The sequence below is a fragment of the Polyangium mundeleinium genome (assembly GCF_028369105.1).
Lineage (GTDB): Bacteria > Myxococcota_A > Polyangia > Polyangiales > Polyangiaceae > Polyangium > Polyangium mundeleinium.
In genome coordinates this window covers 3,277,930-3,302,652 of record NZ_JAQNDO010000001.1, presented here as the reverse complement: position 1 = coordinate 3,302,652, position 24,723 = coordinate 3,277,930, and the positions used below count along the sequence as shown (strand labels likewise).

General features: G+C 67.8%; 15 protein-coding genes. 10 read left to right on the top strand and 5 right to left on the bottom strand.

Annotation, left to right across the window (positions count from 1 at the left end; genetic code table 11):
* Positions 1-202: 202 nt before the first annotated feature.
* Together POL67_RS13375 and POL67_RS13370 are read right to left on the bottom strand one after the other, a co-directional pair.
* On the bottom strand, positions 203-7,240 hold the full coding sequence (locus POL67_RS13375; protein ID WP_271917682.1) for an RHS repeat-associated core domain-containing protein: 7,038 nt from the start codon (positions 7,238-7,240) through the stop codon (positions 203-205).
* Between the two features lie 393 nt (positions 7,241-7,633).
* Positions 7,634-8,809 carry a urate hydroxylase PuuD gene (locus POL67_RS13370; RefSeq protein WP_271917681.1) on the bottom strand — a complete coding sequence of 392 codons (1,176 nt, stop codon included), beginning with the start codon at positions 8,807-8,809 and terminating at the stop codon, positions 7,634-7,636.
* A 117-nt stretch (positions 8,810-8,926) separates the two neighbouring features.
* Between POL67_RS13370 and POL67_RS53580 the strand changes: the two genes are divergently transcribed.
* Complete coding sequence (locus tag POL67_RS53580; protein ID WP_271917680.1) at positions 8,927-11,434, top strand: transglycosylase SLT domain-containing protein; 2,508 nt, start codon at positions 8,927-8,929, stop codon at positions 11,432-11,434.
* 39 nt (positions 11,435-11,473) lie between these two features.
* Here POL67_RS53580 and POL67_RS13360 read toward each other — a convergent pair whose 3' ends face one another.
* Entirely contained in the window at positions 11,474-12,217 is a 744-nt protein-coding gene (locus POL67_RS13360) for a hypothetical protein (protein ID WP_271917679.1), read from the bottom strand.
* Between the two features lie 114 nt (positions 12,218-12,331).
* On the opposite strand from POL67_RS13360, the gene POL67_RS13355 reads away from it, so the two are divergent.
* The 7 genes from POL67_RS13355 to uraH are packed head-to-tail and all read left to right on the top strand — an operon-like array spanning position 12,332 to position 18,516.
* Positions 12,332-13,639 carry a serine/threonine-protein kinase gene (locus POL67_RS13355; RefSeq protein ID WP_271917678.1) on the top strand — a complete coding sequence of 436 codons (1,308 nt, stop codon included), beginning with the start codon at positions 12,332-12,334 and terminating at the stop codon, positions 13,637-13,639.
* Between the two features lies 1 nt (position 13,640).
* Entirely contained in the window at positions 13,641-14,714 is a 1,074-nt protein-coding gene (locus tag POL67_RS13350) for a dipeptidase (RefSeq protein WP_271917677.1), read from the top strand.
* A 22-nt stretch (positions 14,715-14,736) separates the two neighbouring features.
* Positions 14,737-15,285, top strand: a complete 549-nt coding sequence (locus POL67_RS13345) for a DUF1232 domain-containing protein (protein ID WP_271917676.1) — start codon at positions 14,737-14,739, stop codon at positions 15,283-15,285.
* Positions 15,285-16,649: an allantoinase AllB gene (gene allB / locus POL67_RS13340; RefSeq protein ID WP_271917675.1), complete on the top strand. Its 1,365-nt coding sequence runs from the start codon at positions 15,285-15,287 to the stop codon at positions 16,647-16,649. The genes POL67_RS13345 and allB overlap by 1 nt, the downstream gene beginning before the upstream one ends.
* 13 nt (positions 16,650-16,662) lie before the next feature.
* A complete protein-coding gene (alc, locus tag POL67_RS13335) occupies positions 16,663-17,658 on the top strand; it encodes an allantoicase (RefSeq protein ID WP_271917673.1) in 996 nt (331 codons plus the stop codon).
* Positions 17,659-17,668: 10 nt separating this feature from the next.
* Positions 17,669-18,169 carry a 2-oxo-4-hydroxy-4-carboxy-5-ureidoimidazoline decarboxylase gene (gene uraD, locus POL67_RS13330; protein WP_271917670.1) on the top strand — a complete coding sequence of 167 codons (501 nt, stop codon included), beginning with the start codon at positions 17,669-17,671 and terminating at the stop codon, positions 18,167-18,169.
* Positions 18,166-18,516 carry a hydroxyisourate hydrolase gene (uraH, locus tag POL67_RS13325; protein WP_271917669.1) on the top strand — a complete coding sequence of 117 codons (351 nt, stop codon included), beginning with the start codon at positions 18,166-18,168 and terminating at the stop codon, positions 18,514-18,516. The genes uraD and uraH overlap by 4 nt, the downstream gene beginning before the upstream one ends.
* 54 nt (positions 18,517-18,570) lie before the next feature.
* Here the strand turns inward: uraH and POL67_RS13320 are convergent, their stop codons facing one another.
* Together POL67_RS13320 and POL67_RS13315 are read right to left on the bottom strand one after the other, a co-directional pair.
* A complete protein-coding gene (locus tag POL67_RS13320) occupies positions 18,571-19,989 on the bottom strand; it encodes a DUF6986 family protein (protein WP_271917668.1) in 1,419 nt (472 codons plus the stop codon).
* 1 nt (position 19,990) lies between these two features.
* Positions 19,991-22,531, bottom strand: a complete 2,541-nt coding sequence (locus POL67_RS13315) for a DUF3516 domain-containing protein (protein WP_308789525.1) — start codon at positions 22,529-22,531, stop codon at positions 19,991-19,993.
* Positions 22,532-22,784: 253 nt separating this feature from the next.
* On the opposite strand from POL67_RS13315, the gene POL67_RS13310 reads away from it, so the two are divergent.
* Positions 22,785-23,678 (top strand): hypothetical protein, encoded by an 894-nt coding sequence (locus POL67_RS13310; RefSeq protein ID WP_271917666.1) that lies wholly within the window; start codon positions 22,785-22,787, stop codon positions 23,676-23,678.
* Between the two features lie 17 nt (positions 23,679-23,695).
* Positions 23,696-24,655: a PEGA domain-containing protein gene (locus tag POL67_RS13305; RefSeq protein WP_271917665.1), complete on the top strand. Its 960-nt coding sequence runs from the start codon at positions 23,696-23,698 to the stop codon at positions 24,653-24,655.
* The last annotated feature ends 68 nt before the right edge of the window (positions 24,656-24,723 follow it).

Below are 24,723 nucleotides of genomic sequence, written 5' to 3'. Positions count from 1 at the left end.
GTGTCTTCGGGGACTCGACACCGTCCCCTGGGGCCGACGGCACCACGTCGAACGCCTGATGTCCTGGTTTCCCTGAGGACGGGACGTCCGCGCGGTGGAGGTACGGCACAACCAGCTTTACCTGGTCGCACGGGAACATGCGCGGAGGGAGGGGGTACGGCGACGGGCGCGCCGTCGCCGTACGTGTGGCGGGTGTCTGAAGCTACTCTGCTGGGTCGTGTTCGATCCGGGTCAGGGGCTGCGGGTACGCGAAGTCGAACAGATTCTCGCTAAATTCATTCCACGCCCGTTCATAGGGGTCCGACGAGGGATTGAATCTCTCCGGATTTGCCGTGACGACATTGTAGACATTTCCGCCTACTGGAATGCACATCCCGATCTCTTTCTCCGTGAGGTCCGGACGGGACCCCGCGCCTATCTGGAACCAGGTCATAAGGAATCCCGCGTAGGTCGCAGCGTATCCGGCGACAGTAGCCCCGAGCGCAAGCGACTTACTTTCGACGACGTACGCAATCAATCCGAACCCCATGGCGTCCAGATCGGCCACGGCTGCCGTACCTATCGCCAAATCCAGGGAGGTTCGATCCTGACTCGGCTTGGCGACGATGGAAGCGAGCGTGAGCATATCTCCGAAGAGCCCGAAGCCCTTGCCGAATAGTGTGGGGAGAAACTCTTCTGGAGCGAGCTGGGCCTTGCTTGTGATCAAGTAGCCTACGTAAGCGGCTGATTCGGACAGGACAGTGTAACCCATGGCAGTATAGCCCAAGGCCGACGAGATATCGTTCCTGAGCCCATCGTAGGAGACGGGGAGGGTTGCGGCCTCGGCCGAGGACACCGGCACCGGGTCGACCTGGGGCGGCGTGTCCCAGTTCTCGCCCTTGCTTCGATACACTGTGCTGGGGGGGCTATTGCCGAAGTAGTAAGAACCGCTCCCTCCGCCATCGCCACCACTACCACCAGGGAACGTGGTCCCGAACTCCTCGGTCTTCACCTCGACGTCGACTTTACCGCCCTTGACGGGAATGCAATCCTCGTCCTTCTTGCCCTCCTCGTCCAGCCCCGATGGATCTACGACGGAAAGCGGACGATTCCACGCATAACTATAGCGGTTCAGGTCCGCGAGCATGAACGGCGCCTGCACGATCGGATCCGGGCTGATGAAGCGTCCCACCGAAGGTGCATACATCCGCCCGCGCATGAACGTGAATCCTCCGTCGAGCCGGCCCTCGTGACCGGTGAAGCCGGGCTTCACCAGCGAGTCGGTGCTGAACAACGTCGAATCGGTCCAATCGTCCGGATCACGCGCCTCGCCCCAGGGGCTGTAGCTGCGCTCCTCCACGACGTTCCCATTGGCCGCCATGACCAGGTCGGTCGATCCCAGCGCATCGGCCAGCACATAGTGGACATCGGCCTGCGTCACGTTGCCCGTCGTGCCGTAGAGCCGCGTCAACTCGGCCACCGTGCGGCCTCCTACCTTCACCACGTAGGTATGCTTGGCCATCGCGAACGGCTCGTTGAGCTTGCGCTCGCGCCGGTAGAGCTCGCCGACCAGCACCGTCTCCGTCTGGCTCTGGTCGTCGAAGCGCCGCACCCGATTGCCGTCGGCATCATAATCGAGCTCCAGCTCGTAGTCCGGCAGGCTCATGATCGACTTCACACGGCCGAACGGATCCCAGGTCAGCGCGGTGTTCACGCTGTTCACCGAGCGGGCGATCAGCGCGCCATTCTGGTTGTACCAGAACTGCTCGTCACCGGCGCTCGCGAGCCTCTCGTTCTGGTAGGTGTACGTGCCGACCCCCGTGCGATCCAGCAGATTGCCGAACGGGTCGTACGCGTAACTCTCGGTCCTGGTGTCCGCGCCCTTCTCGGCCAAGGCGCCGACGAGCTGATGCTTCGGATCGTAGCTGAACGTCTCGCTCTGCTCGCGCACGTGGTCGATGCGCTTGTGCAGGTCCATGCCCTTCGTCCATTGCACCTCGAGATCTTGCACCGTGACGGACGTATTTTGCTGCTCGACCACCGAGCGGATCGTCTCGAGCCTGCCGGTCGAAGCATCGAATTGACGCGTCGTCAGGGTGCCGTTGCCGAGCCGCTCCTCGTGCGTTCCGCCGAAGGGATCCGCCGCGAGCTGCTCCCAGAACGTGGACCCTTCGTTGCCGGTGACCTCCAGCAGGTGCCCATAGGCATCGTAGGTCCGCTGGACCGCGAACGACGTGCCGGCAAAGGGGTCCGGATAACGCACGTTCAGGGGGCGTCCGAACGAATCGTAGTCCATTTCGACGGTGAACGAGTCACCGTTGATGGTCCACTCCGTCGTGTTCAGTCTGCCGAAGGCGTCGTACAGGTAGAGCCTGGAATTCCCGTCGCGCGAGACCGACTCGTGCAGGGCCCCGGGCCGCGTCACGTCATAACTCCAGAGGGTGGTCCCGCCTTCCGAGTCCAGGATCTCGTCGAGCCGGCCCAGCGCGTCGTAGTGATGAAGGAGCTCCTCGCCCTCGGCATTGAGCGAGCGCCTCATCTGACCCAAAGGATCGTAGTCGAAGGTCTGCAGGCCGGTCTGCGCGTCGTCCAGGGTCAGGCGCTGGTTGTAGAGGTCGAGCCCGATGAGCACCGGCGAGCGCAGCGCGGTCGGCTGGCACGGGGCGACCTGGTTCATGCCCTCGAAATGGCCATACTCGTAGCACATCTCGGTGTAGCTGCCGGGAACGTTCGCGTCCTCGACCTTGTGGCCGTCCGCCGAGCGCACGAGGTTGCCTCGCGTGTCCGTCAGGATCCAGGTCTGGTTCTCGTCCGGATCGATCTGCGTCGTCTTGAGGCCGTCATAGATCCAGCGCGTCGAGGTGAGCCCATCGATGCCGCTCGGATCGATGCGCTCGATCAAGCGGCCCTGCACGTCGTAGTACATCCTCGTCCACACCACCGGCTGGCCCGTCTTGACCGGCACCGACGTCCTCACCAGGCGTCCCCGGTGATCGTATTGGGCATAGCGGAACACCTCGTATTCGTCCTTGAAGCCCTTCGACACGGTCTGCGCGGGGCGGCCGAGCTCGTCGAAGGTCGTCTTCGAGTGGCCGTGTCCGGGCGTGTCCACAATCATGCGCGGAGGCAGGAATGCCAGGGGCTCGTAGGTGATCGTCGTGCCGGGGCTCATCGGCGTGTTCTGGGCCCAGACCTGCGCGAAGGTCGGGCGGCCGAATCGGTCGTAGTTTTGGATCGTCTTCACGCCGCTCGGATCGGTCGAGGAGAGGCGCGTCCCGAGGCCCGGCTCCCAGGTCATCGAGGAGATGTGACCCAGTGCGTTCGTGCGCGTGATCGGGAAGACGCCATTCGCGCCATACGTGAGGACGGTCGTCCGATCATTGCCTTCCGCATCCCAGACGTGAACCGAGTTCACGTTGCCGTAGCTGTCGTAGCCGTACGCCGTGAAGGAGCGATGCTCCGGGAGATCCGGCTCCACCGTGACCAGATCGGTATCGCCGAACGCGTTGTACGTCATCGCGACCGTGCGGATCTTCGGCTGGGGATCCGCGGGCACGAGCTTGTGCGTCACCTCGCGCTTGCGGAGCAGCCCGAGCTGCCAGCTCGTGAGCCGGTGCTCGTATTCCAGTTCGGTCTCGTAGCGCGCGCCGGAGATCAGGTCCTCGCTGCAATACGTCGTCGGAAAGCCCTGCGCATCGAGCGCGCCCGTCGCCCACATGTCCATGGTGCTCATGCAGGAATCCGGGTAATCGACATCATACGTCGTCGAGCCAATGCCTTGCCATTGGTCGGTCAGCGGGACCATGTCGCCCAGCGCCACCATATTCTCCACGGCCTCCGGCGTCAGGGTGTACCACGGCTGCGACGAGCAGCAGTCCCACCAGGCCTCGACGTCATCGAACGTGCGCACGCGCGAGTTCATTTTCACGGGCTGGAAGTAGTACGTCTCCGGAAGAGGGCCTTGCCAGTCCGGATCGCCCTGGAAGTCACCTCCCAGCAGGGCATCGTATGCGTAGTTTTCCAGGACGGCCCGAGCTCCCTCCGGATGCTCCGGATCGGTGTTCCGGATCATCGTGACCGCCGCGGTGAGCCTTCCCGCGTTGGGAATGATGACGGAACCACTGGCGAAGTTGTTGGGTTGCTCCGGGTAGTGCCGGTAAAGCTCCGAGCGCACGCTGGCATAGTCCTGCGTTGGGGCATCCGGCCCGGTCGCTCCGGCGTCGTTCAGCATCCGGCGGGTGAAGCCGAGGAACTGGTTGCCCGCGCGGTAGCGCTGCGCGTCCTCGTAGAAGTAGTTGGTGCGCTGCGACCCGACGGTCGGCGCAATTCCCAAGGGGCTGAACAGGCTCGACACCAGCGGCCGTGCGTCGAAGGGCCGTGAATCCGAGTCGTTCGTGTAAGAATGCCACTGCCACGAGCATTCGGACTCGCGATAGACGCTCACGTCGGTCATGGGCTTGTACTGCACGGACCATGCCGCCCCGTGGCCGTTCGCGACGCGATACAGGAGGTCGGGCACATTGCCCTGCCGGATGTGGAAGTCGAGCAGCCACGGGTCGTTGTGCGGGTCGCTATCGCCGTCCGGATTCGTGGTGCGAGCCATCACGTCCAGCAAGCCATCGGCGTTGTAATCGCCGAGCGACAGCATTCGCTCGTCGAGCTTCCACGGCAGGGCCGGCAAGGTCGTCTGGGTCCACTGCAGGGCGGCAAACGCATTCAGCGGATACTCGAACACCTGAGGACGCGCGTCCGGGTCCTGGGGGGCGTCGTTGCGCATCAGCAGCTCGGCGCGCCCGTCACGGTCCCAATCGACGAGGTGCGCGCTCAGGAACTGCGCGTGAAAGGACGCGGCGCCATACGTGTGGTCCCAGTCGTGGCTCCGGACGAAGTGACCACCGATGTTGAGCCACACCTCGATGCGGCCCTCCCACTGCGCGCCCCAGTCGTCGAGCATCTCGCCGTCCTGCTGGTTCACGAACGGGCTCAGGTTGTTTTCTTCGAGCGTGGCGTCGGATTCGAAGCGCACCACGTCCGGCAGCCCGTCGCCGTTGACGTCGCCCACCTTGTCCGCGCCGAGGCCGTTGCCGCGGCACAGGGCACCATACTCCTGCAGACAGGCCCAGTTCGCGCCCTCGGCAGCGTGGAGCCGCTGGTAGAAATCGAACGGCAGACCCGTGTCGACGTCGTGGAAGTTGTTGCCATTGTTGCCCGGGTTCTTGCGATACAGGATCGCGCGGTAGGTCTCGTCCTGTAGCTCCACGGGGCTGAGCCAGTGGCCCCCGGAGATCACGGGCGGCCACTGGCCGTCCGGATCGTTCTCGACCTGGCCATCCGAGCTGTACCCTTCGATGTACATCAGGTTGTCCGAGCCATCCCCGTCGAAGTCCATGACGTGGACCTTGTCGAGGACCGAGCAGGGGTAGTTTTGCAGCACGCCGTCGATGTCGTAGTAAATGCGGCTGGAGTTGCCGTTGCTCTCGTTCTCGAAATAGTGCCAGTAGCCGCGATACAGGCTCGATCCTTCCAGGACTCCAGGCAACGTCTTGTACGCCTCGGGGCCGAAGTACGCGTCCAGGTTCTCGTTCTCGATGCAGGCCATCAAGTCCGTCAGCCCGTCGCCGTTGAAGTCTCCGGGCACCGCCAGCAAGATCCGGTTTCCGACGGGCGGAACCTTGGTCGGCGAGGGGTACATCAACCCCGTCTCCCGGACCTCTGCGAAGATTTCGGTGTCGTTGTCGTGAATGGTATCGTCGCAGGTGGACTCCTGCACCAGGATCTGCAGGCCATCGCCGAAGCCCCGATACATCGGATTCGTCGAGGTGTAGCCTTCGACGCCCATCACGTCGGTGCGGGAATCGCCGTTGTAATCGATGTTCGAGATCCCGATCGCGTCACCGGGAAGCAGGTAATCGCGGCACTGGTTGTCGATGTCGCAGAGCTCGACCGGCGCCTGGGGAATGGGCGGAGGCGTGCGCACGAGGATGTTCGTGTCGATGACCTCCGACTCTTGCGGCGTCGAGCGCACGGCCCAGAAGCTCCATGTCTGGGGCTGATTGCTTCCATCCGCTGCGGGAGCGACGAGTAGGTCGGTCGTCCCATCGTGATTGCCGTCGAGCTGCGTCATTTGAAAGATCGCAGCGTGGTCCTGCTCGGGGCTCCCATGCACGGGGAAGAGAACGTTGTCGAAGGCGAAGTCGCTCTGCGCGTCCTCGAGGGCGATCCCTCCGTTGATCGCGCCGCTCTGCCACGTGAAGCTCGTCTCGGGCTTGCAGACCTCCCCGTCGTTCTCGTACACGCACTCCTTTACGCTCTCCAGCAAGAACCTCTTCGTCGTGGACACGAGGTTCGTGTACTGAAATTTATACTGCCGCACCATGCGCTCGCCCTCGGCGGCGATGGCCGACGGGGCGAACGTCAGGATACCCGTCAGCCTTCGAGGCTGCCGATATCGCGTGCTGCTGAAGAAACCGTCCATCATCTCGTCGCGCGCCAGACGGTCGTACTGGAGCTCGACCCGACGCGTGTTGTTCGCGTAGCGAATCTGCTCCAGCCGATGCTCGAGCCGCGAGGCGGTGCCCAGCGCGTCGTTGAAATTGTCTTGGTACGTGTAGTGGTACGTCATCGTATTGCCGTGTGCGTCCTCTACCCGGGTCAACTTCCACGCGTAGGGCAGCTTCACGACACCCCCGGCGGGGTCCACCTCGAACTTGTAGACGCGGCTCTGATCATCGGTGCCGTAGAATTGCTTCGAGCCGTCGGGCAACTGCACCTCGAAGCCGGGCAGCCCGTCCGGCGAGGTCACCGCGACGACGCGGCGGTGGTCGTCCTGAAAGAGGCGGTAAACGCGGCCGATCTTCAGGCCGTTTTCCAATCCGACGAGGCGCACGCCGTCGATGCAGAGCCAGTCCGCCGCGTAGGTGGAATTCCCTGCTCCGTCGTCGCGGTACGTGATGGGATAGACGTCGAAGTCCTCGCTGAGCGTGTGGCCACAACGCTTGATGGCCGAGGTCGCGGCCATCGAGAAGCCCACGCCCATGTCTCCGCTGCCGCTGCTGCTGTTGTAATTGACGCTCAGCGAAGGCATGAGGCCGCCGACGCCGGGTGGGACCTGGATGGGGATGGAGGTGACCGCCGCGCCGATCGAGGTCACGGCCAAACCGCCTCCCGTATTGCCGGCCGGCGCCGTGTCGCTGAGCTGGCCATCGGGGCTGGCGAGAGCCGACCCATAGGGCAGTGCCAGGACCAGCAATGATGCAAGCATCCTGTGTATCTTCATGAAGTTCCTTGTTTCTTCGGGTACGCGGGTGATACCCACGTCGGCCAGCCCAAGGGCAAGCTTCAGGCCACAGGACGCGCGCGCGGGGACTCCCCGTTCAAGAGGCTCGGACGACGGTCGGTGTCATAGGCGCGTGACACTGACACGGCCGCGTAACAGCCGCGCTCCGCCCGCCGTTATGCTCACGTGACAGCCCCCGAGGGGCACGAGAGCCTCGCGTGTGACCGCCACGAAAGCGGCACGCGGGTGAAATGGCTGCTCGGCATCACAGCCAAGAGCCGCCGACGGTGGCGGAGGGCGTGTCGCAAGCAGGACGAGCGATTCCCTCGCGCCCCCCGAAACCGGCGCCCCCGCCCCTCCGCCGAAACGCCCCCGCCCCTACTTCCCCTGTCCCTCGATCCACACCTTGAGCTGCGCCCTCTCCTCATCCGTCATCGCCGTCACGTTCCCGAGCGGCATATCCCGGGTCACGCTCGTCCGCTGCACCACCTTCTCCGCCTTCGCGAGCACCTGCTCCGGGGTGTCCAGCATGAACCCCGACGGCGGCGCGACGAACGTCGGGTGCGTCGGCTTCTGCGAATGACACGGCACACAGCGCTTTTGCACGATCGCCATCGCCGTCGCCGTATCCACCGGGCCTACCACCGGCGGCGGCGCCGGGCGCATGAAGCTCAGCCCCATCGCGCCCCCGAAGGCCGCCGCCACGGCGACGAGCAGCGACCTCTCTTTCCGATCGTACTTGAAGCTGATGTTCAGGTAATGGCGGATCGATACGCCGCCCGCCATGAGCAGCCACAGGATCAGCCAGGCGCGGTGGTGGTTGTACGCCAGCGCGAAATGGTTGCTGATCATCGCGAACGTGACCGGCAACGTGAAATAATTGTTGTGCTGCGACCGCCGCTTCGCTTCCTCGCCATGCCGCAGATCCAGCTTCTCGCCGGCATTGAGCTGTTTTCGCATCGCGATGTGGTGGGGCACGATCGACGTCCACACGTTGAGCCCCATGCACGTCCCGAGCATCGCGCCCACGTGGATGTACGCGGCGCGCCCGCTGAAGAGGTGTTGATACCCGTACGCCGCCACCGCGACGAACACGGCCATCACCGCCATCACCACGCGATTGTTTTCAACGAAGAAACAAAGCTCGTTGTAGAAAAACCAGCACGCGAGGATCGACGCGATGCTGATGCCCACCGCCGCCGTCGGCCCGATGTCGGCCACGCTCGGATCGATGAGGTACGTCCGCGCGCCATACCAGTAGATCCCCGCGAGCAAGAGCGCCCCCGTGACGAGCGTGGTCTTCGCGGGCCAGGCATGCACGAGCAGGCGCTCGGGGTGGGCGTTCGGCCAGTATTGCTCGTGATAGTAGAAGCTGCCGCCGTGGATCTCGTCGAGCGTGCCCCGGATGTTCTCCTTCAGCACCTTGCCCTTCGGCGGGCGTACGGACAGGTCGAACCAATTGAAATAAAACGACGTGCCCACCCACGCGATGCCCGCCATCAGGTGGAGCCAGCGCAGCAGAATCGCGATCCAGTCCTGGAATACCGCCATCATCGTCCCGCTCCGCGCATCGGGTCCCCCTATACCCTGGCACCGTGCAGGCGTCGACGAGTGCGCTTGGTCGAACAGCTTTCTCCGGCCGATCCGTGCTTTTCGGGCTAAACTCCCGCCGTGGCTCTCCGCTCGTTCCTTTCCCGGCGAGGCGCGGCCTGGGGCCTCGGCCTCACCGCCCTGGTCGCCCTCGGCTGCGCCGCCGTCACGACCGCCCCGCGCCTCGGCGCCGGTCCCACCACCCCCGCGCCCGCCTCGGCGGCCGCCGCCCCCACCTCCGCGGCCGCTGCCGCGCCCGTCGCCGCCGCTGCCTCCGCCGCCGCGTCCACGCCCGAGGAGAGCTTCGCCTTCGACCCGGACGCCGCCGTCCCCCTCCTCGACGACACGCGCCTCGCCGCCGTCAAAGCCGCCGTGACCCGCGAGGCCTACGTCGAGGCCGTGAAGGAGCTCGACGCCGTCCTCGCTGCCGAGCCACGCCCGTCGAAGGACGACGAGCACGCCTTCCGCTACCAGCTCGGACGGCTCCGCGCCCTCGCGGGGGATCCGCTCGGCGCCGCGCGCGCCTACGGGGAGGCTGCCGCGATCGGAGGCCCCCTCGAAGGGTACGCCCGTTACCAGGCCGCGGACCACGCCGAACGCGCGGGCGAGCACGCCGAGGCCCTCCGTCACCTCGACAAGGTCCCCGCCGATCTGCCCGTCGCCTCCGAGGTCGGCCTCCTTCGCGCCGACGCCCTGCTCGGCAAGGGCGACCTCGACGCGGCGCTGCCGCACTACCGCGCCTACCTCGGCAAGTCGGGGCACCCGCCGCGCTGGGTCGAGGTCTCGCTCAAGGTCGCCCGCGCCCTCTTGCAAAAACCCTCCGAGGAGCACGCCGAGGAGGCCATCGGATTTGCACGACGGGTCCTCTACGAGGCGCCTTCGGGCGCGGGGAACGGCGAGGCGAAGGCGATCGAGACCGACGCCCTCGGCAGCTTGCCTTTCCCGCGCCGCAAGGCCTTCGAGACCCCGAGCCAGGACGACCTGCTCTCCCAGGCCAAGCGTCAGCTCGACGCCGGCCAGAGCCGCGAGGCGCTGCGCACGACCGACGGCCTCATCACCGACGCCCGCGCCCAGGCCCCCGGCGACCTCGGCTGCGGCGCCTGGATGGTCCGCGCCGAGGCCCTCGCGCGGCTGAAGAAAAAGCCCGAGGCCGAAGGCGGCTTCGGCACCGCGATCGAGCGTTGCGCCGGCACACCCCGCCGCGTCGAGGCCCTCTGGCACGGCGGCAAGGCCTCTGCCCGCAACGGCCAGCATGGCGAGGCCATCCGGCGCTACGGCCTGCTCGAACAGGAGTTCGCCACGCACAGGCTCGCCGACGACGCGCGCTTGAAGAGCGCCCTCGCCGCGCGCGAGCTCGGCGACGAGGTGCGCTTCACGCAGATGCTCACGAAGATGCCCGACGACTACCCGCAGGGCGACATGACGACCGACGGCCTCTTCGAGCTCGCCCTCGCCCGCATGACGAAGCGCGACTGGGCCGGCGCCGTCGCCCCGCTCGAGCGCGCCCTCACCCGCGCCCCGCGCGAGCGCGTCTACTACGCGGCCGGGCGCCTGCCCTACTACCTCGGCCGGGCGCGGCTCGAAACGGGCGCGCTCGATCAAGGCAAGGAGCTGCTCGCCTCCGTCATCCGCGACTACCCGCTCTCGTTTTACATGTCGCTCGCCTACGCGCGCCTCGCGGACAAGGACCGCGCCGCAGCCGATCGCGCGCTCGACGAGGCCCTCGCACGGGAAGGCGCGACCGCCCCCGAGCCGCCGCCGAAGAGCGCGGCGTTCGGCAAGACCGAGTTCCTCCGCGCCCTCGCGCTCGCGCGGCAAGGCGAGTCGAGGCTCGCCCGCATCGAGCTCGATCGCCTCGGCGTCGGCGCCCGCACCGCGCCGCCCGAGGTGCTCTGGGCCTCCGCGCTGCTCTTCTCCCGCGCCGGCTCGCCGAAGGAGGCGCACCAGATCCTCCGCACCGCGACGAACACGATCCCGGCGGGCCGCGCGGAGCTCACGGACTGGACCGATCACTACCCGGCGGGCAACTGGCGCTCGGCGTGGGAGATCGCCTTCCCGCGCCCGTACGCGCCCGTCGTCGCGGCCGAGGCGACCCGCAGCGGCATCCCCGAGTCTCTGGCCTACGCGATCATGCGCGAGGAGAGCGCCTTTGATCCGCGCGTCGTCTCCAGCGCGGCCGCGGTCGGCCTGATGCAGCTCATCGTGCCCACGGCGCAGCGCATGGCGAAGCCGCTCAAGCTGAAGGGCGACGCGGAGTCCTTGAAGCGCCCCGAGATCAACATCGCGCTCGGCTGCCGTTACCTCTCGGTCCTCCGCGCGAAGTTCCAGGACAACCCGCTGCTCGCGATCCCCGGGTACAACGCCGGCGGCGGGAAGCCGAAGGACTGGGTCGACGAGCGCCCGAACGAGGACTTCGATCTTTGGGTCGAGCAGATCCCCTACGAGGAGACGCGGCTCTACACGAAGCGCGTGATGACGAGCATGGCCGCGTACGACTTCCTCTACGGCAAAGGCAAGTCCGGCGAGACGCTCGCGGCGCCGCTCTGGGCGAGCCCGGCGGCGCGGGGGAGAATGGCGGCCACGCCCTGAAGGGCGAGCTTCGTTGTCAAGAGAAACCGGACGCGGGCCTCACTCGCCCGCGGGCCGGCGCCATCGCAGGGTGAGCTGATCGCTCTCGCGCTCGAGGCCGTGCGCGCGCATGGCCTCCGCGACGAACCCGGAGCTCTCGGCGCTGTAGACGGACGTGGCGGCGATACGCGGCCACCCCGGAGATTCGTGCAGCGGCGTGGTCGAGCAGAGCAGCTCGGTCACGTCGCGGAGGTCGTGGACGCAATCCTCGGGCTTGATGCCGCTCTGCGGGCCGTCGACGCCGATGGCAGTCGCGAACATGGCCTTGTGCTGGTTCCAATACGCGCGCATCTCATCGGTCACCTCGATGCCGGGCGGGAAGGGAGGGGCCAGCTTCTCGATCTCGCGCAGGGGTTCGTCGCCGATGCGCATGTACAGAAAGTCGTCGCCGATCACGACGGCCCACCCCACCTCGAACGAGAACCACGCCAGGGAGGCGCTGCGCACGCTCGGGCTGAGCGCGTCCTTCGGGTTCGACGTGAGGAGCGCCTGCAACGCCGCCGCGTACTTGACCGCCAACGCCTCGACCGCCCCGCGCTCGGCCTTCTTGCCGAGCCAGGAGTCCGGCGGCTGGAACGTCTCCCAGAGAGGATCCGGCGCGTACCCGCGCACGCCGCGCAGGTGGATCACCCGCACGATGCGGCTGTAGTGATACCGGTCGATGCGAAACTCCGGATATCCCTGCTCCGTGAATTTCCAGAGGAGCTGATCACAGGCTTCGTAGTGGATGTGTCCGTTGGGCACGGCGTCCGTCCTTTCGGGTCGGCTGGGGCGAGCATACGCGAGACGCGGGGGAGCAGGATCGGGGGTGTGTCCTGGGAGCGTGCCCCGCGGAAGTTCTGGTAAGGTTCGCCCGGCATGACCACTCCGAGCCCGGCCGAGAAGCTCGTCGGCGCGACCCTCAACCGGCGCTTTCGGCTCGTGCGCCTGCTCGGCGAAGGCGGCATGGGCGCCGTCTACGAAGCCGACAGCGTGCAGGGCGAGGGCAAGCGCGCCGTCAAACTCCTCCACGAGGAGTTCACCCGCATCCCCGAGGTCCGCGACCGCTTCCTCGCCGAGGTCACCGCCACGAAGAACCTCGTGCACCCGAACGTCGTGCCGATCCTCGAGTCGGCCGTCGCCGAGGACAACTCGCCCTACCTCGTGATGGAGCTTCTGCGCGGCCAGTCGCTCGGCGACAAGCTCGACGGCGGGGTGATCGTGCCCGTGCCCGAGGCCTACCGCATCACGAGCCAGATCCTCGCCGCTCTCTCCGCCGCCCACGCGCAGCGCGTCGTCCACCGCGACCTCAAGCCGGACAACGTCTTCGTCGCCAAGGATCCGGGCGGCAACGAGGTCGTGAAGATCCTCGATTTCGGCATCGCGAAGGTCATGGATGCCGCGGGCGGCATGGGCAACAAGACCCGCACCGGCGCGCTCATCGGCACGCCCGGGTACATGAGCCCCGAGCAGATCCGGAGCGCGAAGAACGTCGACCCGCGCAGCGATCTCTGGTCGGTCGCGACGATCCTCTACCAGATGCTCACGGGCCAGCTCCCGTTCGAAGCCGACAACGACTTCACGCGTCTGACGGCCGTCCTCGTCAGCCCCTCGACCCCGATCACCGTCTACGCCCCGCAGCTCGAGCGCTTCACGTCCTTCTTCGATCGCGCGCTGGAGAAGGACCCGAACAAGCGCTTCCAGACCGCGGACGAGATGGCCCAGGTCCTCGCCGCCCTCGTGCGCGTCGAGGCGCCCGAGGTCGTGGTGAACAGCGGATGGAACCCGCAACACGAGAGCGCCGCGACGCTCGCCTCGGCCGCCACGACGGCGATGCCCGCCATCGGCGCGATGATGATGCCCACGGGCTCGACACCGCCGCCGATGGCGCCCGTGTCGGGCTCGTTCGCCGTCGCCGACACCGATCCTGCGGCCTCGCCGCCGCGCCCTGGCACGCCCGCGCCGGCCGCCGTGGTCTACCCGCCGCAACCCGCGGGCGGCACGCAGATGAGCGCGGAGCGGCACGGCCCGCCCATCCCTCGCATGCCCCCGCAGGTGGCCATCGTGCCCGCGCCGCCTCTGCCGCCTCCGCAGAAGAGCGTCGTGCCTGTCCCCGTGGCCGCGGCGATCGCGGTCGGCACGCTGCTGCTCGGCATCCTGCTCGGCTACCTCGCCGGAGGCTCGTGACGTGGCTCCGCTCCTGCTCACGGCCCGCTTCGCCGCGATCCTCGTCGGCGCTGCCTCGCTGGTCGTGAGCCTGGCGAGCCCGCGCGGGGCCGCTGCCGCAGGCGAGGAAACGCCGCGTTTCATGGTCGTCGACCTGCACGCCGACGTCCCCTGGCAGGTCCACGGCAAGGGTCGCTCGCCCAAGCTCGTCGAGGGGCAAGCGCGCATCGAGGCCCTGAAAAAGGGCGGCTACGGCGGCGTCGTCCTGCCGATCTACATCTCCGACAAGATCAAGGGCGGCCCGAAGATCGACGACGCCGAGGCGATCTACCGCGCCGCAGCGTCGATCGTGGAAGCGAGCGCAATCTTCCTGCCCCTCGGCTCCCGCGTCGCCGAGCCCGATCGCATCAGCACGTTCCTCGCGATCGAGGGCGCGGGCGCGTTCGCGGACGACATCACGGCGATCGATCGTTTCATCGATCGCGGCGTCCGCCTCGTGAGCCTCGCGCACGCGCGGAACAACAAGCTCGCCTCGGCCGCGACCGGCGGCGGCGCGAAGTACGGTCTGACGGATCTCGGCAAGGCGTTCGCCGCGCGCATCTACGAAAAGGGCGCGCTCGTCGACGTCTCGCACCTCTCCGACGCGGGCTTCCGGGATCTCGTCCCCATCGCGGAGGCGCACGGCGCGCCCATCGTCGCGACGCACTCGAACGCGCGCGCGCTCTGCGACGTCCCGCGGAACCTCACGGACGAGCAGCTCCGCACGATCGGCCGCACGGGCGGCGTCGCGGGGCTGAACTTCCATTCGCCCTTCGTGAAGGCCGACGGCGCGGCCACGCTCGCGGATCTCGTGGCGCAGGCCGAGCACATGATCGCCGTCGCCGGCATCGATCACGTCGCGATCGGCAGCGACTTCGACGGCGACATCAAGCCGGCCGAGGGCATGGAGGACGCGTCGCATCTGCCCGCGCTCGCCCGCGAGCTCGGCAAGCGGGGCCGCAAGGACGACGAGATCCTGAAGTTGTTTTCACTGAATGCGCTGCGCGTGCTCGGCTGGCGTCCGCCTCGAAAGAAGGACGAGCCGAAGGCCCCGTGACCGAGAGAAGAAAGGACCTTTCATGACCACCGAGCTCGACACCCGTTGCTTGAACACGTTCCCCGAGTGGCTGCGCACGCTCGCCGCCGATGCCGACGACATCGCGAAGCTGCTCGCCTCGACCTCGGCGCCCCTCTCGGCGCGGCGGTACGTGGCGGCGGGGCTCAACTACCTGTTCAAGTCGCTCGATCTCATCCCCGACGGCATCGAGGATCTCGGCTTCCTCGACGACGCGTTCGTCCTGCGCGTCGCGGCCTCGCTCGCGCTCGACGAGAACCCGTCCGTGCGCGCCGAGGCGCCCGCGCTGCATCGGCTCGCCGCCGACAAGGCGCTCATCGTGGAGCTGCTCGGCAAGGACTACGTCCGGCTCGAGAAGTACGTCCGTGAACTGACCCGCGGCGCCGCGCGCGGCCGCACGGTCGACGAGATCATCGAAGACGACGGGACGCGCACGGCCTTCCTGAACGAGGTGGCGGGCTGGGCCCAGAGCTACCAGGCGCCGAGCTTCTCCCGCGACGAGAAGAACATCGTCAAGCTCCAGTCCTTCCTCTCGGCCAAGCTTCCTGCCTGATGACGAGCCACGATCCCGCCCCGTTCGATCTGGTGCTGAAGGGCCGCCGCATCGTGCTGCCCGACGGCGTGCGCGAAGCTGCGATCGCGATCGCCGGCGGCCGTATCGCCGCGGTGCTCGATCCCTCGGCCGCGCCCCGAGGCGTGCGCACGCTCGACGCGGGCGACCGCGTGATCATGCCCGGCCTCGTCGACACGCACGCGCATATCAACGAGCCGGGTCGCACGGAGTGGGAAGGCTTCGAGACGGCCACGCGCGCGTGCGCCGCGGGCGGCATCACCACGGTCGTCGACATGCCGTTGAACTCGATCCCCGTGACGACGACACGCGCGGCGCTGGAGGAGAAGCGCCGCGCGTCGGCGGGGCAAACGTGGGTCGATCACGGCTTCTGGGGCGGCGTCGTGCCCGGCAACGAGCGCGAGCTCGAGCCCCTCGTCGAGGCCGGCGCGCTCGGCTTCAAGGCCTTCCTCGTGCACTCGGGCATCGACGACTTCCCCATGGCCGAAGAGGGCGATCTGCGCCGCGCGATGCCGATCCTCGCGCGCCTCGGCGTGCCCTTGCTCGTGCACGCGGAGCTCGAAGGAGACGCGCCCGAGGCCGTGGGGGATCCGCGCAGCTACGCGACGTACCTCGCCTCGCGTCCGCCGACCTGGGAGGAGGCGGCCGTGCACCGGATGGTCGAGCTCTGCCGCACGTACGGCGGCCCCGTGCACGTCGTGCACCTCTCGGCCGCGGGCGCGCTCGACGACGTGAGCCGCGCGCGCGCCGAGGGCCTGCCGTTCTCGATCGAGACGTGCCCGCACTACCTGCTGCTCGCCGCGGAGGAGGTCCCCGAGGGCCACACCGAGTACAAGTGCGCGCCGCCGATCCGCGAGCGCGACAACCGCGAGCGGCTCTGGAAGGCGCTCGTCTCCGGCGCGATCGACCTCGTCGTCTCGGATCACTCGCCGTGCACGCCGCAGCTGAAACTGCCGAACGAAGGTGACTTCCTGCGCGCCTGGGGCGGGATCGCCTCGCTCCAGCTCGGGTTGTCGCTCATCTGGACCGAGGCCAACCAGCGCGGCGCGACGCTCTCGGATCTCGCGCGGTGGATGTGCGAGGCGCCCGCAAGGCTCGCGGGCCTCTCGCACAAGAAGGGCCGCATCGCGCCCGGGCTCGACGCGGATCTCGTCGTTTGGGATCCCGACGCGACGTTCGTCGTCGAGCCTTCGATCCTGCGGCATCGCCACCCGGTGACGCCGTACCTCGGGCGCACGCTGCGCGGCGAGGTGAAGACGACGATCCTTCGCGGTCAAACGGTGTACGAGGGCGGCGTCGTCCGTGACGAGCCCCTCGGCGTCCCGCTCCTGGGGCGTGGTGCGTAAGGAAGAGAGAGACATGGCTGATTTCGAGACGAGGGTCGATCTCGCGTCGGAGCGCCTCGGCGGCGCGGCGATCTGGGCGACCGACGATTTCTTCGCGCCGAAGGAGAACCTGCTCAAGCCCGGCAAGGCCGTCTTCATCCCGGGCAAGTACACCGAGCAGGGCAAGTGGATGGACGGCTGGGAGTCGCGCCGCAGGCGCACCGGCAGCGAGGACGCGTGCATCGTGCGGCTCGGCCTCGCCGGCCGGATCGCAGGCTTCGACGTCGACACGAGCCACTTCCTCGGCAACGCCCCGGCGAAGGTCTCCATCGAGGCGACCTACGTGCCCGGCTACAAGGCGCTCGACGCCTTGCTCGGCGCGGACGTGGCGTGGACCGAGATCCTGCCTCCCTCCGCCGTCAAACCCGGCTCGCAGAACCTCTTCGCGATCACGGACGAGGGAACCTGGTCGCACGTAAAACTGCGCATCTACCCCGACGGCGGCGTCGCGCGCTTCCGCGTCTATGGCGAGGTGAAGCCCGACTGGGCCCTGCTCCTGTCCGAGCACCGCGTCCTCGATCTCGCAGCCGTCGAGCATGGTGGCGTGGTCATCGGCGCGAGCGACGAGTTCTTCTCGGATCGGCGCAACCTGCTCTTGCCCGGCCCCTCGCGCGACATGGGCGACGGCTGGGAGAGCCGGAGGCGCCGCGGGCCGGGCCACGACTGGGCCATCGTGCGCCTCGGTCGCGCGGGCACGCTCGTGCGCACCGACATCGACACGACGCACTTCAAGGGCAACTACCCCGAGAGCTGCGCGCTCGAAGGATGTTTCCTCCGCGGAGAGGACACGCCCGAGGCACTCGAAGCAGCCGCGTGGAAGGAGCTCCTGCCGCGCACAAAGCTCGAAGCGCACACGCGCCACGTGTTCTCGCTCCAGGCGAGCGAGCCCGTGAGCCACGTGCGGCTGCGCATCTTCCCCGACGGCGGCGTCGCGCGGCTCCGGCTCTACGGCGCGCCGATCACCCCGTGAGGACATCGCCGTGGACGACTGCCGCCCCCTGAACGACCTCTCCAACGACGAAGCGCGCGCCGCGCTGACACGCTGCTGCGGCAGCACGCGCTGGGTCGATCGCATGCTCCACGAGCGGCCGTTCCAGAGCCGCGCAGAGCTCTTCGAAACAGCATCGCGGCACTGGAACGCGCTCGACGTCGCCGACTGGGACGAGGCCTTCTCGCACCATCCCCGCATCGGCGATCCCTCCGCGGCCTCGAAGTCGACAGCCGCGTGGGCCGCAAACGAGCAAGCCGGCGCCGCGCGCTCGGCCGACGACGTGCGCGCCGCGATCGCCGAGGGCAACCGCGCCTACGAGGCGAAGTTCGGCCGCATCTACCTCGTCTGCGCCACGGGCAAGACGGGCGAGGAGCTGCTCGCAATCCTGCGCGCGCGGCTCAACAACGACGCAGCCGAAGAGCTCCGCGTCGCCGTGGGCGAACAAGAAAAGATCACCCGTCTGCGCCTGGAGAAGATCCTCTCGCCATGAGCACGAGCCCCATCACCACACATGTCCTCGACACGAGCCGCGGCAGGCCCGCAGAGGGCGTCCCCGTCCTGCTCGAGCGCCTCGAAGACGGTGGCGCGTTCGTCGAGCTCGGGCGCGGCAAGACAGACGCAGACGGCCGCCTGCGCGACCTCTTGCCGTCCGAGCCGCGCCCGAAGCCGGGCACGTACCGCATCACGTTCGACACGAGCGTGTACTACGCGGCGCAAGGCACGACGGGGTTTTACCCGAGCGTGTCGATCACGTTCCTCCTCCGCGCACCAGAGGAGCACCACCACGTGCCCCTTCTTTTGAACCCGTACGGCTTCTCGACCTACCGCGGGAGCTGACCCTGCGCCCCTCTCCCACGAGGGAGAGGGGCTGGGGTGAGGGAATCGTCCCGCTCAGCCCTTCCGCGCCGCGAGGATCTTCACGAAGGAGCGCGTCGCGAAGTCGGCTGAGCCGAGCCCGGTCATCTGCTCGGCTTCCGCCTCCGTCAGCGCGCCGCAAGCGATCGCGCGAAGGAAGTAGTTCAGGAGCCCCTGCCCTGTCGCAGCGTCGTCGAACACGTCGCCGAGCAAGGTCGCTTGTGCGGCCTTGTCGAGGAAGGCCTTCAAGCGCGCGCCTGCGGCTTCGAGCCCCTCCAGGAAGAACGCGTAGACCGCGCCGTAACGCGCCGGGAGCTGCGCTGGGTGCAGGTCCCATCCCTGGTAGAACCCCGTCACGAGCGAGTGACGGATGTGATCGTGCGCGAGCCGCCAGGCCCGATGCACCACGGCGCGGTTCTCCGCGAGCTCCGCTGCTCCGAGCGCGGCGCCCTCCGCGGCGCGATGAGGCCCGATCGGCATCACGTTCGTCGCGCCGTCCGAGAGCATCACGGCCGTGCCCGCGAGCGCGACCTTCATGACGTGCTTCGCGAAATCACACGCCGGATGCGCCATGTGCTGGTGCGCTGCCGTGATGCTGCATCCGGCCGTGTAGTCGTACGTCCCGAAGTGCGCGCCGGTGCAACGCCCCTTCGCCAACGCCATCAGATGCGGCAGCGCGACGCGCCCGTCCGGCAGGAAGATCGACTGCGTCGTCTCCACCATCACCTCGAACAGGAGCGACTTCGGGGGGAGCGCGAGTGCGGCTTCGAGCGCTTCGAGCAACGCCACGAGCGCCTCGACCTGCTCGGGCACCGTGATCTTCGGGAGCGTCACGACGAATCCCTCGGGCAGCCGTCCGCCCATCCGGGTCACGAGCGTCGTCACGAACAGATCGAGCGTGCGCACGCTGCGCGCGCGGAGCTCCTCGTTCAGCGGCTTGATGCGGATGCCGAGGAAGGGCGGCGCCGTCCCGCTCGCCACGGCCTCTGCGACCTGCTCGGCCGCCGCGACGGCGTGCCCGTCTTCCTCGGCGTCCGTGCGGTTGCCGTAGCCGTCCTCGAAGTCGATGCGGAAGTCCTCCACCGGCTCGCGCGCGAGCTTCTCGAGCACGCGCTCGTGCACGACACGCGCGAGGTAGCCCGGCGAGCCCACGGGTGCGTCCTTGATCGCGGCCGCATCGTCGGGCAGCGCGCTCGCGAACGAGAGGCCGAGCGCGCGGGCGAACGTCACGGGATCGGGCGCGTACGTGCGCATCACGTCGAGCGCGACCTCGCCGGATCGCTGGCACGTGCGGGCCTTGAAGAGGTGCGCCCCGCCGTAGACCGTGTGCACCGGCTGCCTGCGCGAGGCCTCGCCGGGGAAGGCCGTACTGAAGTCGCGGTTCGACTGGGCGAGCCGCGCGAGTGTTGCGTGGGGGAGGTTTTCCGGGGTCAGAGACGTCTTCACGGCGCCCATCCTACGACGAGATCCGCCGCAGGGAGATCACCGGCTTGTTCGCGTCGCGCGACTTGTCGAGATCGATCACGCCTTCGAGCGCCCAGCCGCTGCTCTCGCCTTCCTCGTCGATGAGGACCTGCGAGAACTCCCAGATGAACGGCCACTGGCGGATCTGCGTGTTCTCGGGGCTGCGCGCCTTCGGATCGACGCGGATCGACGCGAACTCTTCCCAGAACGGCGCGAGCGTTTCGTCGAAGCGACGCGGCGTCCAGTCCTCGCCGCCGGCCTCCACGAGCTCCGTCGCTTCGACGTAGTCCTTCCGCGCGAGCGCGCGCACCAGCGAGAAGAGTTCGTTCCGGATGAGCGCCACGAACGCGCGCGTGTCCGTGGTGATGTCGAACTGCTCTTCCTTGGGCTCGGGTTTGCCCTCGACGACCGCCATCACGCGGTCGGGGTTCTTCATCCGCTCCCACTCTTCGAGCAGCGAGCTGTCCACCTGCCGCACGATCGCGCCGAGGAAGATCTCCACGTCGTCGAGCTCGTCGGTCTTCTCGCGATCGGGCACCGTCTGCACGACCGCCTTGTAAACGTCCGAGAGGTACCGGAGGAGCAGGCCCTCGCTCCGCTGGAGCTCGTACTCCTTCACGTAATCTGAGAAGGACCAGAGGCCCTCGAACATCTCGCGCGCGATCGACTTCGGCCGGATGTTCTCGCGCCCGACCCAGGGGTGCTTCTTCGCGAACTCGTTGAAGCTCTCGTAGATGAAGTCCGCGTTCGGCTTCGGGTACTCCATCTTGTCGAGCTCCGCGACCCGGTCCTCGAACTCCATCCCGGCCGCTTTGAGCTCCAACATCTTCTCCCGCTTCAGCTTGTCGAGCTGCTTCATCAGGAGGAGGTCGGGGTTCTCCAGGATGCTCTCGACCAGCGTGAGCACGTCGAGCGCATACGTCTCGCTCTCGCGATCGAGCAACTCCACCGTCTCCACGAGCCAGAGCCCGAGCGCGTGGTTGATCGTGAAGTCCTCTTGCAGGTCCATGTTCACCCGCACCCGCCGGTTCGTCTCGTCGCGCTCGGCGAGCGGCACGAGCTCGATCACGCCGCCGCGCACGAGCGAGCGGAACATCGAGAGCGCGGTCTTCTTGTGGATCCGGCGCTGCGCTGGGGTCTCGTGCACCTCGCTCAAGAGCGTCTTCATCGCGCGGCAGCCGTCGCCCTCGCGCCCGAGCACGTTGAGCAGCATCCCGTGCGACACGGAGAAGCGCGACACGAGCGGCTCGGGATCCCCCGCGATGAGCCGGTCGAACGTCGATCGATCCCAGTGCACGTAGCCCTTCTCGGGCGGCTTCTTGCGCACGATGCGCTTCTTCTTCACGGGATCGTTTCCGGCCTTCGCTTCGAGCCGAAGGTTCTCGATCGCGTGCTCCGGCGCCTGCGCCACGACGGTGCCTCGATCGTCGAAGCCCTTGCGCCCCGCGCGACCCGAGATCTGCTGGAAGTCGCGTACGCTGAGGATCGCCGTCTTCTGGCCGTCGTACTTGCAGAGCTTCGTGAACAGCACCGTGCGGATCGGGATGTTCACGCCGACGCCGAGCGTGTCCGTCCCGCAGATCACCTTGAGCAGCCCCTTCTGCGCGAGCTTCTCCACGAGCAGCCGGTACTTCGGCAAGAGCCCCGCGTGGTGCAGCCCGATCCCGTGGCGCACGAAGCGGCTGAACTCCTTGCCGTAGGGGCTGTCGAGCCGCACGCCTTCGAGCGCCTTCGCGATCGCGCGCTTGTCGTCCTTCGACGCGTAGTCGAGGCTCATGAGGTTCTGCGCCTCCTCGGCCGCCGCGCGTTGCGTGAAGTTGACGATGTAGATCGGCGCGCGCCCCTTCTGGACGAGGTCGTGCACGGTCTCGTGCAGCGGCGTCTCGCGGTACTCGAAATCGAGCGGGACGGGCCGCTCGCGCGAGCGCACGAGCGCGGTCTCCTTGCCGTTCAGCTTCGTCAGGATTTTCGCGAACGCGTCCGCGCCCCCGAGCGTCGCGGACATGAGCAGGTACGTCGCCTGCGGCAGCGTCAAGAGCGGGACCTGCCACGCGACGCCGCGCTCGCGGTCCGCGTAGTAATGGAACTCGTCCATGATCACGTAATCGACATCCGCGCGCTCCCCCTCGCGCAGCGCGATGTTCGAGAGGATCTCGGCCGTGCAGCAGATGATCGGCGCGTCGCGGTTCACCGACGCGTCCCCCGTCATCATGCCGACGTTGTCCGGACCGAAATCCCGGCAGAGCGCGAAGAACTTCTCGCTGACGAGCGCCTTGATCGGGCACGTGTAGAACGAGCGCTTGCCCTGCGACATCGCAAGGAAGTGCATCGCCGTGGCCACGAGTGACTTCCCCGAGCCCGTCGGAGTGTTGAGAATCACATTCTTGCCGCCAACGATCTCGAGCAGGGCCTCTTCCTGGGCCGGGTAGAGTTCGAGCTCCTTCTCGGCGACGTACTCGAGGAACCTGTCGAAGACGAGCGTAGGATCGGCGTCGTCCGGGGCGGGAAGGCGGCTTGCCAGGGGCGTAGGCACGGCGAGCGTCATGCCATAAAAGGGCTCCGGGGGCTTGCGTCCGAGATCGCGCCGGCGAAACGACGAGGGCCCAGCCGTGCTTTGCCCCCAAACCCCCTTGGCGCGGGGGGGTCGATTGCGCTACCCCCGTCAAGGTGCGCGAGGGCCAGACGAGCGACGTGAACGAACGATCGGAAGGTGGCGCTGACGCGGCGATCCGGGGCATCATGGTCCGGCGGAGCACTTGGATCGTGAAAGGCCCGGGAGGGAGCGCGTGAGCGCCGACAATCGCGAGGGAGCTGGCCCGTCGAGCGGAGCACCGGCAGCAGACACGGGCACGCCCGCTGCGCCGTCCGCGGCACCGGCGGGCGAAGGCGAGAACGTGATCGCCACGCACGGCGAGCGTGAAGCACGCGCGTACGTCGCGCCGATCGAGGTGCCGAAGCGGCGCCAGCGCCTGAAGACCATGGACATGGCGAAGGTGCGGATCTCGGCCGACATGAAGGTCGAGGTCATGGACGCGCGGCACATGCCCACGACGAAGATGGAGCTGCCCCCCGGCGGTCTCCGTCCCCCGCCGCCACCCCCGCAAGCCGAGATCGCGGACCCGACGTCATCGTCGAGCCCGTGGACCGCGAGCGGCGGCATCGATCGATCGATGCTGCCCTCCGCGTCGCTCGGCCCGGCGAACCCCGCCCCGGGCTCACGCCCAGCGGCCCCGCAGGCCTCGCAAGACGAGGAAGAAGGCGGGCGCGGCATCGGGATCTGGATCGGCGTGGTGGTCATCGCGGCGCTGCTCGGCGGCGGCGCGGCGTATCTGCTGCGCGGCCGGGTCACGAACGGGGGTAACGGCACGGGTGTTTCGTCGAGCGCGCCGATCGCGGTGACGGTGCCTGCGACGACGCAGATCCCGCTGCCGCCGGTGACGGCGGCGCCGGCCGACCCTGCACCCACCGACCCCGCCGAGCCCGCGGCGACGGCAGAGCCTGCGCCCACGGACGATCCGGTCGATCCGAACGCGGCGCCCACGACGACAGCGCCGGTGCAAACCGGGGTCAAGCCGGTGACGACAGTGCCACGCAAGACCACGACGACGACGACGAAGACAGCGCCGACAACGACGGCCGCTCCGACCACGACGGCCTCGACGCCGCGGCGACTTTTCTAGCTTCGGGAGGGATGAGCATGCGAACCAAGGCACTGCTTTCGACGGTGAGCTTCGCGCTCGTGCTCGCGGGGGCCGCGCCTGCGTACGCGGACGACGCGTCGCGGGCAGCGGAGCTCTTCGCGACGGGCAACAAGCTCTTCGACGAGCAGAAGTGGGCCGAGGCGGAGGCGTCGTACCAGGCGGCGTGGGATCTGCGAAAGAGCTTTGATCTCGCGGGGAACCTGGGCGACGTGGAGATGACGTTGGGCCAGTTCCGCGACGCGGCGGAGCATCTGTCGTACGCGCTGGAGGAGTTCCCGGCAGGCGGCAAGCCCGAGGTGCGCGAGGCGCTTCAGAAGCGGCTGGACGAGGCGAAGAAGCAAGTCGGCACGGTGACGATCGGCACGAACATCGGCGGCGCGAAGATCTTCGTGGACGGCCGGCTCGTGGGTCAGGCGCCGCTGGCGAAGCCGGTGTTCGTGGACGCGGGCAAGCGGGTGATCGAGGCGAAGTTGCCCGGGCACGATGACGTGCTGAGGACGGTCGATGTGGAGAAGGCGCAGAGCCAGGAGGTGAACCTGGTGCTGGCGCCGAAGATTGGTGGGGCGCCGGGGGGGAAGAGCAAGGTCCTGATCGGTGTGGGCGGTGGGCTTGCGCTGGTGGGGATTGGGGCTGGGATTGGGCTCCTTGTGGCAGCGAGCGGCGCGGACAGCGACGCCAAAGCGCTCGACAGCGCCATGCCGGACGCGGCATGCGACCCTGCGCACCCGGACCACGCCGCGAACAAGGCCAACTGCGCGACGTTGCTCAGCACCCTGCAACGCAAAGACACGTTCACCAACATCGGCACGGGCGCCCTCGTCGCGGGCGGCGTTCTCGCGGTGGGCACGGTGGTCTACGCGTTGTTGCCCACGAAGAAGCAAGCCACGATGGGCTTCACGTTGGTGCCCTCGGTGACGCCCACCTTCGCGGGCTTCGCGGCGACGGGCCAGTTCTGAGCGACGCTCGCGGATTGCTCATCAGCAGCCGCATCTCCACGTCTTGCTTCCATTTACTTTCGGAAAGG

Bases quoted from the DNA above. Each gene is read 5' to 3' on its own strand.
- allB (WP_271917675.1), top strand. From the start codon at position 15,285: ATGACGAGCCACGATCCCGCCCCGTTCGATCTGGTGCTGAAGGGCCGC.
- POL67_RS13320 (WP_271917668.1), bottom strand. From the start codon at position 19,989: ATGGGCGCCGTGAAGACGTCTCTGACCCCGGAAAACCTCCCCCACGCA.
- POL67_RS13305 (WP_271917665.1), top strand. From the start codon at position 23,696: ATGCGAACCAAGGCACTGCTTTCGACGGTGAGCTTCGCGCTCGTGCTC.
- POL67_RS13345 (WP_271917676.1), top strand. From the start codon at position 14,737: ATGACCACCGAGCTCGACACCCGTTGCTTGAACACGTTCCCCGAGTGG.
- POL67_RS13370 (WP_271917681.1), bottom strand. From the start codon at position 8,809: ATGATGGCGGTATTCCAGGACTGGATCGCGATTCTGCTGCGCTGGCTC.
- alc (WP_271917673.1), top strand. From the start codon at position 16,663: ATGGCTGATTTCGAGACGAGGGTCGATCTCGCGTCGGAGCGCCTCGGC.
- POL67_RS13355 (WP_271917678.1), top strand. From the start codon at position 12,332: ATGACCACTCCGAGCCCGGCCGAGAAGCTCGTCGGCGCGACCCTCAAC.
- uraH (WP_271917669.1), top strand. From the start codon at position 18,166: ATGAGCACGAGCCCCATCACCACACATGTCCTCGACACGAGCCGCGGC.
- POL67_RS13375 (WP_271917682.1), bottom strand. From the start codon at position 7,240: ATGCTTGCATCATTGCTGGTCCTGGCACTGCCCTATGGGTCGGCTCTC.